This window comes from Pseudomonas sp. 86_A, from assembly GCF_017491705.1.
Classification (GTDB): Bacteria; Pseudomonadota; Gammaproteobacteria; order Pseudomonadales; family Pseudomonadaceae; genus Aquipseudomonas; species Aquipseudomonas koreensis.
This window is the reverse complement of sequence record NZ_JAFGYS010000011.1, coordinates 70,964-87,855: the sequence shown is the minus strand read 5'-3', so window position 1 is coordinate 87,855 and position 16,892 is coordinate 70,964. Positions and strand designations below refer to the sequence as shown.

The 16,892-nt window shown below is 62.7% G+C and carries 17 protein-coding genes and 1 other RNA gene; 8 read left to right on the top strand and 10 right to left on the bottom strand.

What is annotated here, in order from left to right; all coding sequences use genetic code 11:
* Positions 1 to 40 precede the first annotated feature (40 nt).
* From gcvH to J5M57_RS17880, 9 genes are all read right to left on the bottom strand, one after another.
* Entirely contained in the window at positions 41 to 424 is a 384-nt protein-coding gene (gene gcvH, locus J5M57_RS17920; protein WP_207848340.1) for a glycine cleavage system protein GcvH, read from the bottom strand.
* Between the two features lie 48 nt (positions 425 to 472).
* Positions 473 to 1,555: a glycine cleavage system aminomethyltransferase GcvT gene (gene gcvT, locus J5M57_RS17915; protein WP_064589730.1), complete on the bottom strand. Its 1,083-nt coding sequence runs from the start codon at positions 1,553 to 1,555 to the stop codon at positions 473 to 475.
* A 156-nt stretch (positions 1,556 to 1,711) separates the two neighbouring features.
* The gene (locus J5M57_RS17910; RefSeq protein ID WP_064589731.1) at positions 1,712 to 3,328 is read right to left on the bottom strand and encodes an iron ABC transporter permease; all 1,617 of its coding nucleotides are present in this window, start codon (positions 3,326 to 3,328) and stop codon (positions 1,712 to 1,714) included.
* A 199-nt stretch (positions 3,329 to 3,527) separates the two neighbouring features.
* Complete coding sequence (locus J5M57_RS17905) at positions 3,528 to 4,532, bottom strand: extracellular solute-binding protein (RefSeq protein ID WP_207848339.1); 1,005 nt, start codon at positions 4,530 to 4,532, stop codon at positions 3,528 to 3,530.
* A 242-nt stretch (positions 4,533 to 4,774) separates the two neighbouring features.
* Positions 4,775 to 5,992, bottom strand: a complete 1,218-nt coding sequence (locus J5M57_RS17900; protein WP_207848438.1) for a 2-octaprenyl-3-methyl-6-methoxy-1,4-benzoquinol hydroxylase — start codon at positions 5,990 to 5,992, stop codon at positions 4,775 to 4,777.
* 9 nt (positions 5,993 to 6,001) lie between these two features.
* Positions 6,002 to 6,487 carry a DUF4442 domain-containing protein gene (locus J5M57_RS17895; RefSeq protein ID WP_064589734.1) on the bottom strand — a complete coding sequence of 162 codons (486 nt, stop codon included), beginning with the start codon at positions 6,485 to 6,487 and terminating at the stop codon, positions 6,002 to 6,004.
* Positions 6,480 to 7,667, bottom strand: coding sequence for a 2-octaprenyl-6-methoxyphenyl hydroxylase (gene ubiH, locus J5M57_RS17890; protein ID WP_064589735.1), 1,188 nt, complete (start codon positions 7,665 to 7,667; stop codon positions 6,480 to 6,482). Before ubiH ends, J5M57_RS17895 begins: the two co-directional genes overlap by 8 nt.
* Positions 7,664 to 8,998 (bottom strand): Xaa-Pro aminopeptidase, encoded by a 1,335-nt coding sequence (pepP, locus tag J5M57_RS17885; RefSeq protein ID WP_207848338.1) that lies wholly within the window; start codon positions 8,996 to 8,998, stop codon positions 7,664 to 7,666. The genes ubiH and pepP overlap by 4 nt, the downstream gene beginning before the upstream one ends.
* A gap of 27 nt (positions 8,999 to 9,025) precedes the next feature.
* Entirely contained in the window at positions 9,026 to 9,586 is a 561-nt protein-coding gene (locus J5M57_RS17880) for a YecA family protein (protein WP_083367599.1), read from the bottom strand.
* A 118-nt stretch (positions 9,587 to 9,704) separates the two neighbouring features.
* On the opposite strand from J5M57_RS17880, the gene J5M57_RS17875 reads away from it, so the two are divergent.
* From J5M57_RS17875 to J5M57_RS17860, 4 genes are all read left to right on the top strand, one after another.
* Positions 9,705 to 9,914, top strand: coding sequence for a TIGR02449 family protein (locus J5M57_RS17875; RefSeq protein WP_016985919.1), 210 nt, complete (start codon positions 9,705 to 9,707; stop codon positions 9,912 to 9,914).
* The gene (locus J5M57_RS17870) at positions 9,911 to 10,228 is read left to right on the top strand and encodes a cell division protein ZapA (protein WP_008055229.1); all 318 of its coding nucleotides are present in this window, start codon (positions 9,911 to 9,913) and stop codon (positions 10,226 to 10,228) included. Before J5M57_RS17875 ends, J5M57_RS17870 begins: the two co-directional genes overlap by 4 nt.
* A gap of 30 nt (positions 10,229 to 10,258) precedes the next feature.
* A non-coding RNA gene (ssrS, locus tag J5M57_RS17865) (6S RNA) lies at positions 10,259 to 10,437 on the top strand.
* 80 nt (positions 10,438 to 10,517) lie between these two features.
* On the top strand, positions 10,518 to 11,123 hold the full coding sequence (locus J5M57_RS17860; RefSeq protein ID WP_207848337.1) for a 5-formyltetrahydrofolate cyclo-ligase: 606 nt from the start codon (positions 10,518 to 10,520) through the stop codon (positions 11,121 to 11,123).
* 35 nt (positions 11,124 to 11,158) lie between these two features.
* Here the strand turns inward: J5M57_RS17860 and J5M57_RS17855 are convergent, their stop codons facing one another.
* Entirely contained in the window at positions 11,159 to 11,314 is a 156-nt protein-coding gene (locus J5M57_RS17855) for a hypothetical protein (RefSeq protein ID WP_086792358.1), read from the bottom strand.
* A 195-nt stretch (positions 11,315 to 11,509) separates the two neighbouring features.
* Here J5M57_RS17855 and J5M57_RS17850 point away from each other — a divergent pair, with 195 nt between their 5' ends.
* From J5M57_RS17850 to J5M57_RS17835, 4 genes are all read left to right on the top strand, one after another.
* Entirely contained in the window at positions 11,510 to 11,959 is a 450-nt protein-coding gene (locus tag J5M57_RS17850; protein WP_207848336.1) for an EVE domain-containing protein, read from the top strand.
* Between the two features lie 122 nt (positions 11,960 to 12,081).
* Positions 12,082 to 13,047: an HlyD family efflux transporter periplasmic adaptor subunit gene (locus J5M57_RS17845; RefSeq protein ID WP_169842992.1), complete on the top strand. Its 966-nt coding sequence runs from the start codon at positions 12,082 to 12,084 to the stop codon at positions 13,045 to 13,047.
* A complete protein-coding gene (rbbA, locus tag J5M57_RS17840) occupies positions 13,044 to 15,767 on the top strand; it encodes a ribosome-associated ATPase/putative transporter RbbA (RefSeq protein ID WP_207848335.1) in 2,724 nt (907 codons plus the stop codon). Before J5M57_RS17845 ends, rbbA begins: the two co-directional genes overlap by 4 nt.
* Positions 15,768 to 16,886 (top strand): ABC transporter permease, encoded by a 1,119-nt coding sequence (locus J5M57_RS17835; RefSeq protein ID WP_207848334.1) that lies wholly within the window; start codon positions 15,768 to 15,770, stop codon positions 16,884 to 16,886.
* The last annotated feature ends 6 nt before the right edge of the window (positions 16,887 to 16,892 follow it).

The window sequence follows — 16,892 nt, the reverse complement described above, 5'->3', positions numbered from 1 at the left end:
AAAGATCGCAGCCTGCGGCAGCTCCTACAGGGGGCGAGGATTATTCGCCGATGGCAGCCTTGTAGCCGGCGGCGTCGAGCAGCTTGTCCAGATCAGCAACGTTGGCTGGCTTGAGCTTGAAGATCCATGCACCGTACGGGTCGGAGTTCAGCAGTTCCGGCGAACCGCTCAGCTCTTCGTTGACGGCGATCACTTCACCGGCAATCGGCGAGTAGATGTCGGAAGCGGCTTTCACCGACTCGACCACACCGGCCTGGTCTTCAGCCGCGAATTTGTTACCCACTTCAGTCAACTCGACGAACACCACATCGCCCAGCGCTTCCTGCGCGTGATCGCTGATGCCCACGGTAACGGTGCCGTCGGCTTCCAGACGTGCCCACTCATGACTTTCGGCAAAACGCAGTTCAGCGGGGATATTGCTCATGCTCGGTGTCCTCAAGAAATTGTCAGCGGTCATGCCCGCCGGAAAAGGTTAGATCAAGGTTTTGCCGTGGCGCACGAAGGTCGGTTTGACCACTCGAACCGGGTACCACTTGCCACGGATTTCCACTTCGGCGCGGTCGGCTGTGGCCATCGGTACACGCGCCAGGGCAATCGATTTGCTTAGCGTAGGAGAGAAACTACCACTGGTGATCTCTCCTTCGCCAACATCGGCGATACGAACCACCTGATGGGCGCGTAAAACACCGCGTTCCTCAAGCACCAGGCCCACCAGTTTGTGCGCAACGCCGGCGGCTTTTTCCGCTTCCAGCGCCGCCCGCCCGATGAACTGCCGCGAGGCCGGTTCCCAGGCAATGCTCCAGGCCATATTGGACGCCAGCGGCGAGACATCTTGATGAATGTCCTGGCCGTAGAGGTTCATCCCGGCCTCCACCCGCAACGTGTCACGGGCGCCGAGGCCGATCGGCGAAATACCGGCGCCTACCAGATCGTTGAAGAACCCCGGGGCCTGATCGGCCGGCAAGGCGATTTCCAGACCGTCCTCACCGGTGTAGCCGGTGCGCGCAATGAACCAGTCGCCATCGACTTCGGCTTCGAACGGTTTGAGATGATGGATCAGTGCAGCGCGGGACTGGGTCACCAGCTCGGCAATCTTGTGCCGGGCCTGCGGGCCTTGAATAGCCAGCATCGCCAGCTCGGTGCGCTCGTGCAATTTCACGTCGAATCCGGCCAGTTGCGCCTGCATCCAGGCCAGATCCTGATCGCGGGTGGAGGCGTTGACCACCAGCCGATAACGGTCTTCGAGGCGATAGACGATCATGTCGTCGACGATGCCGCCACGCTCGTTGAGCATCGTGCTGTAGAGCGCGCGGCCGGGGCGGTGCAGGCGCTCGACGTCATTGGCCAGCAAATGCTGCAGCCAGGCCTTGGCCTGGGCACCGGTGACATCGATCACGGTCATGTGGGATACATCGAAAACCCCGCAATCGCGACGCACCTCGTGGTGTTCCTCGACCTGCGAGCCGTAATGCAGTGGCATGTCCCAACCGCCAAAATCGACCATCTTCGCGCCGAGGGCGAGATGCAGGTCATACAGAGGCGTACGCTGTCCCATGGGTTTCTCCTTCCGGGCGTGGCGAAGGTGCGGACAGCCGCTGTACGGGGTGAAAGCCGCGAAATAGAAGGCTTTCAGCCGATTTCAGCGAACGGGTCTGTCAGACGAACCGCACCGAATGCCGCGCATTGTAGCCGCATGATTCAGGACTCACTACTAAGTGTTTCGATGCGCTGAGCGGCGGATCAGGCCGATGACCGGCAATAAACCGACCAACACCAGGGTCAGCGCCGGCAGCGACGCCCGCGCCCACTCGCCCTCGCTGGTCATTTCAAAGATCCGCACGGCCAGCGTGTCCCAGCCAAACGGGCGCATCAGCAGGGTCGCGGGCATTTCCTTGAGCACGTCGACGAACACCAGCAATGCCGCGCTCAACGTGCCGGGCAGCAACAGCGGCAGATACACTTTGAAAAACAGTCGCGGCCCACTGACACCCAGGCTACGTGCCGCTTCGGGCAAAGACGGCCGTATACGCGCCAGACTGTTTTCCAGCGGCCCGTAGGCCACGGCTATGAAGCGCACCAGATAGGCCATCAGCAATGCCGCCAGGCTGCCGAGCAGCAGTGGTTTGCCGGCGCCCCCGAGCCAGCCGGACAGGGGGATCACCAGTTCGCGATCCAGATAACTGAACGCCAGCATGATCGACACCGCCAGCACCGAGCCCGGCAAGGCATAACCGAGATTGGCCAGGCTGACGCCGGAACGGATCGCCCGGGTCGGCGCCAGCCGTCGGGCGAAGGCCAGCAGCAACGCGACGCTGACGGTGATCAGCGCCGCCATGCCACCCAGGTAGAGTGTGTGCAGAATCAGCCCGGCGTAACGTTCATCGAGATCGAAACGCCCACGCTGCCAGAACCACACGATCAGTTGCAGCAGCGGAATCACGAACGCACAGGCAAACACCAACGAGCACCAGCCCGTCGCCGCGAATGCCTTGAACCCGCGCAGGTGATACAGCGCCTTGACCCGTGGTCGCTCGTTGCTCGCCCGGTTGGCGCCGCGCGCACGCCGTTCGCCATACAGCACTAGCATCACCACCAGCAGCAACAGGCTCGCCAGTTGCGCCGCGCTGGGCAGACTGAAGAAGCCGTACCAGGTCTTGTAGATCGCGGTGGTGAAGGTGTCGAAGTTGAACACCGACACCGCGCCGAAATCCGCCAAAGTCTCCATCAGCGCCAGCGCCACACCGGCGCCAATCGCCGGACGCGCCATCGGCAACGCCACCCGCCAGAACGCTTGCCACGGCGATTGGCCGAGCACCCGCGCGGCTTCCATCAGGCCTTTGCCCTGCGCGAGAAACGCCGTGCGCGCCAGCAGGTAGACGTAGGGATAGAACACCAGCACCAGCACCACAATCACCCCGCCGGTGGAGCGCACTCGCGGCAGGCGCAGGCCGCTGCCGAACCACTCGCGCAACAGGGTTTGCACCGGGCCGGCGAAGTCCAGCAGGCCAACGAAGACGAACGCCAGCACGTAGGCCGGGATGGCAAACGGCAGCATCAGCGCCCAGTCGAGCCAGCGTCGCCCGGGAAATTCGCAGAGGCTGGTCAGCCAGGCCAGGCTGACACCGAGCAGCGTCACACCGACGCCGACACCGACCACCAGGGTCAACGTATTGCCCAACAGACGCGGCATCTGGGTTTCCCACAGGTGCGACCAGATCTGCTGATCGATGGTTTGCCACGACAGCAGCAGGACACTCAGGGGCAACAGCACCAGCGCGGCAATGGCGAAGACGATGGGGTACCAGCGGCGTTGGGCGGGGTGGGCCAAGGTGGTTCTCTAGAAGTGGGCCAACGCCCATTCGACGTTGACCACATTTTGTGGCGAGGGAGCTTGCTCCCGCTCGGCTGCGAAGCAGTCGCAGGAGATTACCAGATCAATTCATGCCAGACGCAGGGGCGCCACAGGGCCGCTTCGCGCCCCAGCGGGAGCAAGCTCCCTCGCCACAATGGTCAATAGGATTACAGCCTCAGTTCCAGCCCGCCCGATCCATCATGCGGATCGCTTCAGCCTGACGCTTGCCCGCCACTTCCACCGGCAAGGTGTCCGCCACGAACTGGCCCCAGGCCGCCACTTCTTCCGAAGGCTTCACCGCCGGGTTGGCCGGGAATTCCTGGTTCACGTCGGCAAAGATCTTCTGCGCTTCAGGCGTGGTCATCCACTCCACCAGCGCCTTGGCCGCTTCCGGGTGCGGTGCATGTTTGGTCAGGCCGATGCCTGACAGGTTCACGTGCACGCCGCGATCCGCCTGGTTCGGCCAGAACAGTTTCACTGGCAGCTCCGGCTTCTGCTTGTGCAGGCGGCCGTAATAGTAGGTGTTGACGATGCCGACATCGCACTGCCCGGCATTGATCGCTTCCAGCACCGCGACGTCGTCGGAGAACACGTCGGTGGACAGGTTGTTGACCCAGCCCTTGAGAATCTTCTCGGTCTTTTCGGCACCGTGCACTTCGATCATGGTCGCGGTCAGCGATTGGTTGTAGACCTTCTTCGCCGTGCGCAGGCACAGGCGCCCTTCCCAGTTCTTGTCGGCCAGCGCTTCGTAGGTGGTCAGCTCGCCCGGTTTCACCCGCTCGGTGGAATAGGCGATGGTCCGCGCGCGCAGGCTCAGGCCGGTCCAGGCGTGAGTGGACGAGCGGTATTGCGCGGGAATGTTGCTGTCGATGGTTTTCGAGGTGAACGGCTGCAGGATGCCCATCTGTTCGGCCTGCCAGAGGTTGCCGGCGTCGACGGTGAGCAGCAGGTCGGCGGTGGCGTTCTCGCCTTCGGCCTTGATCCGCTGCATCAGCGGCGCTTCCTTGTCGGTGATGAACTTGATCTTCACCCCGGTTTTCGCGGTGTAGGCGTCGAACACCGGTTTGATCAGCTCATCGATACGCGAGGAGTAGACCACCACCTCGTCGGCGGCCTGGACGGTGGTGCTGCCGATCAGGGTCATGGCCAGGGCGGTCAGGAGACGCTTGGGTGCCAACATGGGAGTGATCTCTCGGTCGGAAAATGTGGGCCAAATGATAAGGACTCACATTTAGCTTCTCAATCGATCACTTTTCCAAGGAGTTACCAGATGTTGCATGACCTCCAAATTGCTGGCCTCTGTGGCGAGGAAGCTTGCCCCCGCTGGAGGCCGAAGGACTCCCGTTTCGGCCAGCACCGAATTTGGGGCCGCTTCGCAGCCCAGCGGGAGCAAGCTCCCTCGCCACAAAGAAATAGTTGCCTTCAGGGTTTGGCAAGGGCCGGAAGATCCCCGGTCAACCCGAGAGCTTCACGCACGAAAAGAGCCTTGGCCTCCGGCATCTGCTCCACCAGCTTCAACCCGGCATTGCGCAGCCAGCGCACTGGCAGCGGGTCGGCCTGGAACAGGCGCTCGAAGCCTTCCATCGCCGCCATCAGCGCCAGGTTGTGCGGCATGCGCCGACGCTCGTAGCGGCTCAGCACCTTCACGTCCGCCAAGCGTTCGCCACGTTCAGCGGCTTGCAGCAACACTTCAGCCAATACGGCGGCATCAAGGAAACCAAGGTTCACACCCTGCCCGGCCAATGGGTGAATGGTGTGCGCCGCATCTCCGATCAGCGCCAAACCCTCGGCCACATAACGCTTGGCGTGACGCTGACGCAGCGGCACGCACAGTCGCGGATCGGCGCTGATCACTTCGCCGAGGCGACCCTCAAAGGCACGCTCCAGTTCACGGCAGAAGTCCGCTTCATCCAGCGCCATCAAACGCTCGGCTTCACTCGGCGTGGTCGACCAGACGATCGAGCACCAGTCCTGCTGCCCGTCACGCTCCAGCGGCAAAAACGCCAATGGTCCGTGATCGGTGAAACGCTGCCAGGCGGTCATGCGGTGCGGCTTGCTGCTGCGCACACTGGTGACGATGGCGTGATGCAGGTAATCCCACTCGCGGGTGGCGACGCCGGTCAGGCGACGCACCGCCGAATTGGCACCGTCGGCGGCGATCACCAGCGGCGCGCGCAATTTGCGACCATCGGCCAGGGTCAGCAACCAGTCGTCACCGGAGCGGCGCATCTGCTCCAGTCGCGCATTGGCCAGCATGCCCAGATCGCAGTCGTGCAAACGATCGAGCAAGGCATCCTGCACCACACGGTTTTCGACGATATGCCCCAGCACCTCAGCGTGCACGCTGCTTGCCGAGAAGTGAATCTGGCCGGTGCCGCTGCCGTCCCACACGTGCATGTCGGTGTACAGACTGCTGCGCCGTTTGGCGATGCCGTCCCACACGCCGAGGCGTTCGAGGATTCGCTGGCTGGCCGCCGACAGGGCGCTGACCCGCGGCTCGAACGGCGCGGTCGCGTCGAACGGTTTGACGCTCAGCGGGCTGCCGTCGAGCAGCAGCACTTCCAGGCCACTGTCCTGCAACGCCAACGCAAGGGCGCTGCCGACCATTCCGGCTCCGACAATCAGCAGATCTGCGCGCATTTCCATGCTTTAAGCCTGTCTCGCTTGCGGCTTGAGCCGCACGTAAAGGGTTTTTCCGACCCGCGCCACGAGGTTGCCGGCGCCGTCATGAATGTCGACCTGCAATTGCGGCAGGTATTTCTCGCCACTGGCGGTCTGCCGGCGGATCTCGTCGAGCAAGGTCTCGTCGATGGTAAAGCGGGCGAACACCGGGCCTTTGCCCGGCGCGATGAAATCGATGTCGGCCGCCTTGTCCCAGACGATGTACCGCGAACCGAGGTTTTCCATGAGCATCAGCATGAAAAACGGATCGACCATCGAATACAGACTGCCGCCGAACTGGGTACCGACGTAGTTGCGGTTGTACCACCCCAGGCCCATCGATACCTGCACGTCGCGAAAGTCATCGCTGATGTGCCGAACCCGCACGCCAGCACCGAGGTAGGGCGGGTAGAAGGTCATCACCCAGCGCATCAGTCGCGCCTTGCCGAATTTTGCGGTCAACCACTTAAGCATCCGGGCGTGTTCCCAGCCCCATGGCCTGACGGGCAAACCAGCGCTTGGCCGGTGGCAGCAGATCGAGGCCGAGCAGGCCGATGTTGCGCCCCAGCGAGACCAGCGGCTGGGTGCTGCCGAACAGCCGCGTGACCTGATCGGAGAAGCCCACGGTGAGCTCTTGATCCAGACGCTGACGCTCGCGATAGGCCTGCAACGTGGCGAAGTCACCCAGCGGCTTGTCACTGGCGAGCAACGCAGCGGCCAGGGCATCGGCGTCGCGCAGGGACAGGTTGAAACCCTGCCCGGCAATCGGGTGCAAGCTGTGGGCGGCGTTGCCGAGCACCGCCAGATGCGAACGCACTTGCTCCTCGGCCTCGACCAGCGACAGCGGATACAGATGCCGCGCGCCGACCTGTTTCAAGGTGCCGAGACGGTAACCGAACACGCCTTGCAGCTCGCTGAGGAAATCGCGCTCGCTCAAGTCTGCCAAACGCTGCGCGTCCATGCCCAGACGGGTCCAGACCAGCGCGCAACGATTATCCGGCAGCGGCAGCAAAGCCATCGGCCCTTCGTCGGTGAAGCGCTCGAAGGCCATGCCGTTGTGCGCTTCGCTCGGGGTGATGTTGGCGATCAGCGCGCTCTGGTTGTACGGACGCTTGCGCACGTTGATACCCAACTGCTCGCGCAGACCGGAACGGCCGCCATCGGCGAGCACCGCCAGATCACACTCAACGGTGGTTTCATCGTTGAGGGTCAGGCGATAGCCATCGGACAGCGGTTCCATGCGCGTGACTTCCGCCGGGCAGCGCCAGCTGATCACGTCTTTATCCAGATGCTGCCACAGGCACTGGCCGAGCCAGGCGTTTTCCACCACGTAGCCGAGTGCCGGCACGCCCTCTTCCATCGCCGACAGACGCGCGGTGGAGAAGCGGCCACGGTCGGAGACGTGGATCTGTTTGATCGGCTCGGCGCGACGGGAGATTTCCTGCCACACGCCCAAGCGTTGATAGATCTGCCGCGAACCGAAGGACAGCGCCGACGAACGCGCGTCGTAGCTCGGCTGCCAGCTATCGCCGGGGGCGAACGGTTCGATCAGGACGATTTTCCAGCCGCGGGCCTTGGCCCCGGCCTGCAAGGCTAACGCCAGACTGGCGCCGACCAGGCCGCCGCCGATGATTGCCAGATTGACTCGACTCATGCCGCGTGGGTCCGTGCTTGCGCCATCAGCGCTTCGATCTCGGCGACGGTTTTCGGTACGCCGCTGGTCAGGATTTCACAACCGGTCTTGGTCACTACCACGTCATCCTCGATGCGCACGCCGATGCCGCGCCATTTCTTCGCTACGTTCTGGTTGTCCGGGGCAATGTAGATGCCCGGCTCCACGGTCAGCGCCATGCCGACCTCCAGCACGCGCCATTCGCCGCCGACCTTGTATTCGCCAACGTCGTGTACATCCATGCCCAGCCAGTGGCCGGCACGGTGCATGTAAAACGCTTTATAGGCTTCAGTCGCGATCAACTCGTCGACCTCGCCTTGCAGGATCCCGAGCTTGACCAGGCCGGTGGTAATCACCCGGACCGTGGCTTCGTGGGCCTGATTCCAGTTTTTGTTCGGGGCGATTTCAGCGAAGGCGGCTTCCTGCGAGGCCAGCACCAACTCGTAAATCGCTTTTTGCTCGGCGGAAAATTTGCCGTTGACCGGCCAGGTGCGCGTGATGTCGCTGGCGTAGCAGTCGATTTCGCAACCGGCATCGATCAACACCAGATCGCCGTCCTTGAGCAGCGCGTCATTCTGCTGGTAATGCAGGATGCAGCTGTTGCGCCCGGCGGCGACGATCGAACCGTAGGCCGGCATCTTCGCCCCGCCCCTGCGAAACTCGTAATCCAGCTCGGCTTCCAGGCTGTATTCGTACAACCCCGGCCGACTGGCCTGCATCGCCCGGATATGCGCCTGAGCGGAAATCCGCGCGGCTTCGCGCATTACCTTCACTTCCGCCGCCGATTTATACAGGCGCATGTCGTGCAGCAGGTGATCCAGGGCAACGAATTCGTTCGGTGGCTGAGCGCCGAGGTGCGCCTTGGAGCGGATCACGTTGATCCAGTCCATCAGGTGGCGGTCGAACTCCGGGTTGCTGCCCATCGCCGAATACACCCGGTCACGGCCTTCGATCAGGCCCGGGAGGATGTCGTCGATATCGGTAATCGGAAAGGCGTCGTCAGCACCGTAATCACGGATCGCGCCTTCCTGCCCTGCGCGCAGGCCGTCCCACAGTTCGCGTTCGGCATTGCGCTCACGGCAGAACAGCACGTACTCGCCATGCTCGCGCCCCGGCATCAAGACGATGACGGCTTGCGGCTCGGGGAATCCGCTGAGGTACTGGAAGTCGCTGTCCTGACGGTAGACGTGCTCGACGTCACGGTTGCGAATGGCAACCGCGGCGGCAGGCAGGATCGCGATGCTGTTGGGTTCCATCTGCGCCATCAGGGCCTTGCGGCGACGGCTGTATTCCGCTTTGGGGATATGGGTCATGGGCAGATGGCTTTCCCTGGCACGCGATTAATGCAGCGACGGCTTGGCGGCTGGCGGCACGTCGGCTTTCTTGGTTTCCGAGAACAGCAGCAGCGGCGCAACGCGCAGGTACTCCATGACTTCCATGTAGTCGGTTTCGCCGTCTTCAGATTCTTCCAGGGCGTCTTGCACCTGGGAGATCGCTGCCAGATCCTGCAACACTTCGGTGGCTTCAGTGCTGAGCATGCTGCTGTCACGGCAGTTGAGACCGAAACCGCTGAGGAAGCCCTGGCACCATTGGCCCAGTGCAGCGGCGCGGTCGGCCAGCGGTGCGTCATCGGTCGGCAGCAGCAGGACAACGGTAACGTCGTCGCCGGTCAGTTCGCCTTTGACCATTTCCTGCAGGCCGATCAGGGCGTTGCGGACGTTGTCCTGGAGGTCGCCTTCGAGCAGTTCGGCGGCGTCGATCAGCCAGCCTTCGTTATCGAAGCCGGCGCCGGCGCAGCTGCGGCCGAGCAGCAGGCCATGCAGTTCGGCAGGCGAGACGTTGTGGCCGCTGGCAGTCAGCAGGGTGGCAAAGGCTTGGTACGGGGAATTCGCAATGGTCATGGGCAGCTAGGCGCCAGACGGCGCTATGTCTAGAATGAAGGCCTTGTATCCTACATCGACAGACTCGCCAAGACTATTAAAGGCTGTCCGCCAGCTAACCCATCAGACAGTGAACCCAATGGAAGACAACGACCTGCAAGCGCTGATGGCCAGACTCGAACTGCTGATTGGCCGAGTCGAGCAACTTAAGAGTCAAAACGCACTCTTACTAGCTCAGGAAAAGACCTGGCGCGAGGAACGCGCTCACCTCATTGAAAAAAACGAAATCGCCCGGCGTAAGGTCGAATCGATGATTTCGCGCCTCAAGGCCCTGGAGCAAGACTCATGAGTTCAAGCAATAGCGTTACCGTGCAGATCCTCGACAAAGAATATTCGATCATCTGCCCGCAGGAAGAACGCAGCAATCTGGTCAGTGCCGCACGCTACCTGGATGGCAAGATGCGCGAGATCCGCAGCAGCGGCAAAGTCATCGGTGCCGACCGTATCGCCGTAATGGCCGCGCTGAACATCACCCACGACCTCTTGCACAAAGAAGAGCGCCCGGACATCCAGGCCAGCGGTTCGACCCGTGAACAGGTGCGCGACTTGCTCGATCGTGTCGATCTGGTGCTGGCGACCGATCCGGACGTCACCAAGGGCTGATTCAACTGGCCGCTTGAGGTATACTCGCGGCACTCCCTGGGGTGCTTGCCAGTTGACGATGTCCCTGAGCCGATTCGCACTACCCTGGAAGTTGCACGTTGGGCTGGTGTGCATGTCCGCCAGACGGAAAGCCTTAAAGTCTACTGCATCTTCCACCTTGAACTTTCGGGTTCAAGGGCTAAGTTGACAGCGGTTCATCCGGGGAGCCTGATTCGAATCCGATGCCGGTTTTTGCCGGCATCGGATTTTTTATGCGTGCGTTTTCGCCCTCAACTGCCGAAGCCGAACCATGACCGAACCTGCGCTGCTGCCCCGCCCGCAACTCCGCCGCCTGCTGCGCAAGGCGCGCCGCGCGCTGACGCCGAGTGAGCAACGCCAGGCCGCCAAGGGCCTGTTCCGCCAACTGGCGCAAGACCCGCACTTTCGCCGGGCGCGACACCTCTCCCTGTATCTGCCCACCGACGGTGAAATCGATCCGCGCCTGCTGCTGCGCGAAGCCCAGCGTCGCGGCAAGGCCACTTATCTGCCGGTGCTCAGCGCCTGGCCGCGCACCAAAATGGTCTTTCAGCGCATTCGCCCTGGGGACAAGCTCAAGCCCAATCGCTTCCGCATTCTCGAACCACGGGCCAATCTTGCCCATCAGCGCAAGATCTGGACGCTGGATCTGGTGTTGTTGCCGTTGGTGGGTTTTGACGACGTCGGCGGACGGCTGGGGATGGGCGGTGGATTCTATGATCGCAGCCTGGCGTATCTGGCGCGGCGCAAGAACTGGCGCAAGCCGACGCTATTGGGTCTTGCCCATGAATGTCAGAAGGTCGAACGCTTGGCGCAGGCGAGCTGGGATGTACCGTTACAAGGCACGGTCACTGACAAGGCTTGGTACTTCGCGGGATAGACGCCGCGCAGATCAGCGGCGTCGAAAAGGCAGTTTCAGCGCTTGAAGGCGGTCGACTGTTGAACCTGTTGTGCGACTTCTATCGGAGCATCGGTCTTGCTCGTCCACAGACTTTGCGCATAGCCGGTGGTCACGACGCCCAAGCCGAACAAAATAACCAAAGTCCATAGCAAATCCGGTTTGCGTTTCATCGATTGCCCCCCTCAAGGCAGATCATCACGATGACAGCAGCGGTTCCGTTCGTAGCCGTGCAGCAGCGTCAAGCTTTAAAGGCCGGCATTTTGCGACAACGTGAACCTCGGCGCAAACGCTGACGTCAACCGACCGTCGGTTTGTCATAAAATTGCCCGACAACCTGCCCAACGACCGCTTGAGGAGCACAAGACATGGCCTATTGGCTGATGAAATCCGAGCCCGATGAACTCTCGATCAAAGGTCTGGAGAAACTCGGCACAGCGCGCTGGGACGGGGTTCGCAACTATCAGGCGCGCAATTTCCTGCGGGCGATGGCGGTGGGGGATGAGTTCTTTTTCTACCACTCCAGCTGCCCGGAGCCGGGGATCGCCGGAATCGGCAAGATTATTCAGGCGGCGTACCCGGATCCCACCGCACTGGAGCCAGAAAGCCATTACTTCGATCCGAAAGCCACACCAGAAAAAAACGCCTGGAGCGCAATTGATGTGGCGCACGTCGAGACGTTTGCCCGGGTGTTGAAGCTTGATTATCTGAAGCAGCAGACCGCACTGGCCGACATGCCGCTGGTGCAAAAAGGCAGTCGTCTGTCGGTGATGCCCGTGACGGCCGAACAGTGGGCCACGGTGCTCGGCTTGCGCTGAGAACTCCCCGGTCACGGTTTTTACCGGCAAAAAGGGGCTAGGCTTGGCGCTCATTTGATTGATATCAAGCGAATGGAACGCTTGAACAGTCAGACTGGACGCCACAGCCGCAGGATGCCCCCATGTCGACGCACAGCCGCTCTTCCCTTTTATACGCCGGTTCGCTTCTGGTGCTGCTCGCCGCTGCTGGCGGATTCGGTTACTGGCTGTCGGTCAGCAGCCGTCTGGTCGAAGGACTGTCGATGGGCAACGGGCGCCTGGAAGCCACCGAAGTGCAGATCGCCAGCAAGACACCCGGGCGCCTGGCCGAGGTGCTGGTGGATGAAGGCGACAAGGTCGACAAGGGCCAACTGCTCGCCCGCATGGACACCCGTACCCTCGAAGCCCAGCGTAATCAGGCCGAAGCCGAAGTCTTGCGCGCCCGGGAAAACCTCAACGCCGCCCAGGCCAATGTGCAGTTGCGCCAGAGCGAACTGCTGCTGGCCCAGCAGGAACTCGGGCGCTCGCAATCACTGTTCAAACACGGTTACGTCAGCGCCCAGATCATCGATCAATTGCAGTCGCGCATTGGCACCGGCAACGCCGCGGTGACGGCGGCCCGCGCCCAGGTCTCGGCCGTCAGTGCGGCAATCGGTGCGGCGCAGGCCCAGGTCGCGCAGCTGACCAGCGAGATCGACGACAGCCAGTTGCGCGCGCCGATTGACGGGGTGATCCAGTTGCGCATGGCCGAGCCCGGCGAAGTTCTGGGGGCCGGTGGCCGGGTGTTGCTGCTGATCGATCCCAACGACCAGTACATGAACCTCTACCTCTCAGCCTCCGTGGCCGGACGCCTGACGGTGGGTGACGAGGCGCGGGTGCTGCTCGATGCCCTGCCCGACAAGCCGTTGCCGGCGAAGATCAGTTTCGTCGCCGGCAAATCGCAGTTCACCCCCAAAGAAGTCGAGACCCGCGACGAGCGGCAAAAACTGGTGTTCCGCGTCAAGCTGCGCCTGACCCAGCCCAGCGCCGTACCGCAGGCCAAACCGGGCATGCCCGGCGCGGGTTATGTGCGCACGGCGCCGATTGCCTGGCCGGCCAATTTGCAATGAGCAGCCTCGCGGTTCAGGCGAACGCTATCGCGCACCGCTACGGCAAACAGCAAGCACTGAGCGATATCACCTTCAGCCTGCCCGCCGGCACCCGTTGCGGGCTGATCGGCCCCGATGGGGCGGGCAAGTCCAGCCTGCTGGGGCTGATCGCCGGGGTGAAGGCCTTGCAACAGGGGCAACTGGACGTGCTCGGCGGGCCGATTCAGCAGCGTCGTCACCGCGACACGTTGTATGCACGCATCGCCTTCATGCCCCAGGGACTGGGCGGCAACCTGTATCCCGAGCTGTCGATCCGCGAAAACATCCAGTTCTTCGCCACGCTGTTCGGCCTGTCGAAAGCCGATAGCGAGCAGCGCATGCACAACCTGCTGCTCGCCACCGACCTGCTGAAATTCGCCGAGCGCCCCGCCGGCAAGTTGTCTGGCGGCATGAAACAGAAACTCGGCCTGTGCTGCGCGCTGATTCACGAGCCGGATCTGCTGATCCTCGACGAACCGACCACCGGCGTCGACCCGCTCTCACGCCGGCGTTTCTGGGAGTTGATCGACGACGTACGGCGCCAGCGCCCGCAGCTGACCCTGCTGGTCGCCACCGCTTACATGGAGGAAGCCGAACAGTTCGAGCATTGCCTGATGCTCGACAACGGCCAGTTGATTGCCACCGGCCTGAGCCGCGAGCTGGCCGCCGTCACCCCCAGCGGCAAACTCGATGAGGCCTTCACCCATTTCCAGGGCGACAGTCATCATGATGCTCAGCCGCTGGTGATTCCGCCACGCAGCGGCGGCACCACCGATATCGCGATTGAGGCCCACGACCTGACGCTGCGCTTCGGCGACTTCACCGCCGTGGATCACGTCAGCTTCGCCATCGGTCGCGGCGAGATTTTCGGCTTTCTCGGCTCCAACGGCTGCGGCAAAACCACCACCATGAAAGTCCTGACCGGGCTGATGCCGGCCAGCGAGGGCAGCGCGACACTGCTGGGCAACCCGGTGGACGCCAAGGACCTGGCCACGCGCAAGCGAGTCGGCTTCATGTCCCAGAGCTTTTCGCTGTACGGCGAACTCAGTGTGCGGCAGAACCTTGAGCTGCATGCCCGGCTGTTCGACTTGCCCAAGGCCGAAAGCGCGCCACGCATCGAAGCGTTGATCGAGCGCTTCAATCTGCGCGGCGTTGCTGATCAGCCGTCAGGCGCCCTGCCCCTTGGGCTGCGTCAACGTCTGTCGCTGGCGGTGGCAGTGTTGCACCGCCCGGAAGTGCTGATCCTTGATGAGCCGACGTCCGGTGTCGACCCCGCAGCCCGCGATGACTTCTGGCGACTGTTGATCGAACTGTCCCGCGAGCAAGGCGTGACGATTTTCCTCTCCACTCACTTCATGAACGAAGCCCAGCGCTGCGACCGCATCTCGCTGATGCACGCCGGCAAGGTCCTGGCGTGCGACACCCCGGCGGCGCTGCAACGTCAGTTCGCCGGAGAAACGCTGGAAGCCGCCTTCGTAACGTGTCTGGAACAAGCTCAGGGCACCGCCGACTCGCCTCCCGCGAGTGAACCGCCGACCGCGCCAGTGGCCGCCGCGCCGCCGCTCAAACAGCGCGGCTTCAGCCTCGGTCGCCTGCTGGCGGTGGCCAGTCGCGAAGGCAAGGAGCTGCTGCGTGACAAAGTGCGCATGGCCTTTGCCCTGGCGGGGGCGATTTTCATGATGGTGATTTTCGGCTACGGGATTTCCCTCGACGTGGAAAACCTCGCGTTCGCCGTCTACGACCAGGATCAGACACCGCAGAGCCGAACCTATCTGGAAGCCTTTCGCGGCTCGCGCTACTTCGATGAGCGGCCGACCATCCACGACGCTCAAGAGCTGCACCGCCGCCTGCAACGCTCGGAGATCAAACTCGCGCTGGAAATCCCGCCTGGATTCGGCCGCGACCTGTACGCCGGGCGCCAGCCTGCGGTGGCGGCGTGGCTGGATGGCGGCATGCCGTTTCGCGCCGAGACCAGCCGCAACTATGTTGAAGCCGTGCACCTGGCCAATCTGCAACAGTTGGCCGAGCAGAGCAGCCCCGCGATGCATCATCAGACGGGCGCCAGCCTGGAAACCCGCTTTCGCTACAACCAGGATGTGGTCAGCGTCAACGCCATCGGCCCTGGGGTCATGGCGCTGATTCTGGCGTTCATTCCGGGGATGTTGACGGCGCTGGGCATCGTCCGCGAAAAAGAGCTGGGCTCGATCACCAACTTCTACGCCACGCCCCTGACCCGTCTGGAGTTTCTGCTCGGCAAACAGGCGCCGTACCTGCTGGTCAGCCTGGTCAATCTGGTGCTGCTGGTGGCGATGAACCGCTGGTTGTTCGGCGTGCCGTTCAAGGGCAGCCTGCTGACACTGGCCTTCGGCGGCCTGCTGTACGTGCTGGCGACCACCAGCATGGGCCTGCTGATCTCGGCGTTCACTCGCACGCAAATCGCCGCGATCCTCGGCACCATGATCATCACCAGCCTGCCGACCATCCAGTTCTCCGGGCTGATCGTGCCGCGCTCGTCGCTGGAAGGTGCGGCCGCGGTGATGGGCATGCTGTTTCCGGCGGGGCACTTCCTCGACATCGCGGTGGGCACGTTCACCAAAGCGCTGGACCTGCGGCAGCTGTGGCCGCAGTGCCTGGCGCTGTTCGGGTTCTTTGTCGGGTTCACCGGGCTGAGCCTGGTCATGCTGAAAAAGCAGGAGGCCTGAATGCACAAGTTCGCGCACATCCTGCGCCTGGGACTCAAGGAACTGACCAGCCTGCGCCACGACAGCGTGTTGCTGCTGTTCCTGTTCTACGCCTTCACCGTGGCGATCTACATGCCCGCCGCCGGCTCAGTGATCGGCGTGCACAACGCCAGCGTAGCGATCGTCGACGAAGACCACAGCGCGCTCTCGCGCCAGTTGGCCCAAGCCCTGCAACCGCCAGAGTTCCAGCCGCCGGTGCTGTTGCCTTACCCGCAACTGGACCAGGTCATGGACAGCGGCCAGTACACCTTCGTGATCAACATTCCGGCAGGTTTTCAAACCGACCTGCTGGCGGCGCGGCACCCGGCCATTCAGGTCAATGTGGACGCCACCGCCATGAGCCAGGCGTTCATGGGCGCGGGTTACATCGGCCGGATCTTCCAGCGTGAACTGCAGGACTATGGCGGCCAGGGCGATGCCGCGAGCAAGACGCCGATTCAACTGACCACCCGCGCACTGTTCAATACCAACCTGGAGGGCGGCTGGTTTCTGGCGGTGATTCAGATCGTCAACAACATCACCATTCTGGCGATCATCCTCACGGGTACGGCGCTGCTGCGCGAACGCGAACACGGCACGCTCGACCATTTGCTGGTGCTGCCACTGACGGCGCTGGAAATCATGCTGGCGAAAATCTGGAGCAACCTGCTGGTGGTGGTGCTGTGCACCTGGCTGTCGCTGGAGGTGGTGGTCAAAGGCGCATTGGGCGTGCCGTTGGCCGGCTCGATGAGCCTGTTTTTGCTGGTGACCGCGGTTTATCTGTTTGCCAGCACCGCGTTGGGAATCTTCCTCGCGACGCTGGCGCGCTCGACGCCGCAGTTCGGCCTGCTGGCAATTCCGGTGATCATCCCGATGTTGCTGCTCTCGGGCGGCAGTACGCCACTGGACAGCATGCCGCAGTGGCTGCAGTGGGTCATGCAGGGCTCGCCGTCCACGCACTTTGTCAGCCTCAGCGCCGCGATACTGTTTCGCGACGCCGGACTGAGGGTGGTCTGGCCGGACTTGCTGGCGCTGACGGGCATCGGCCTGCTGTTCTTCCTCATCGCGCTGGCACGCTTTCGCAAGAGCCTGGCGTCCTGAACAGCG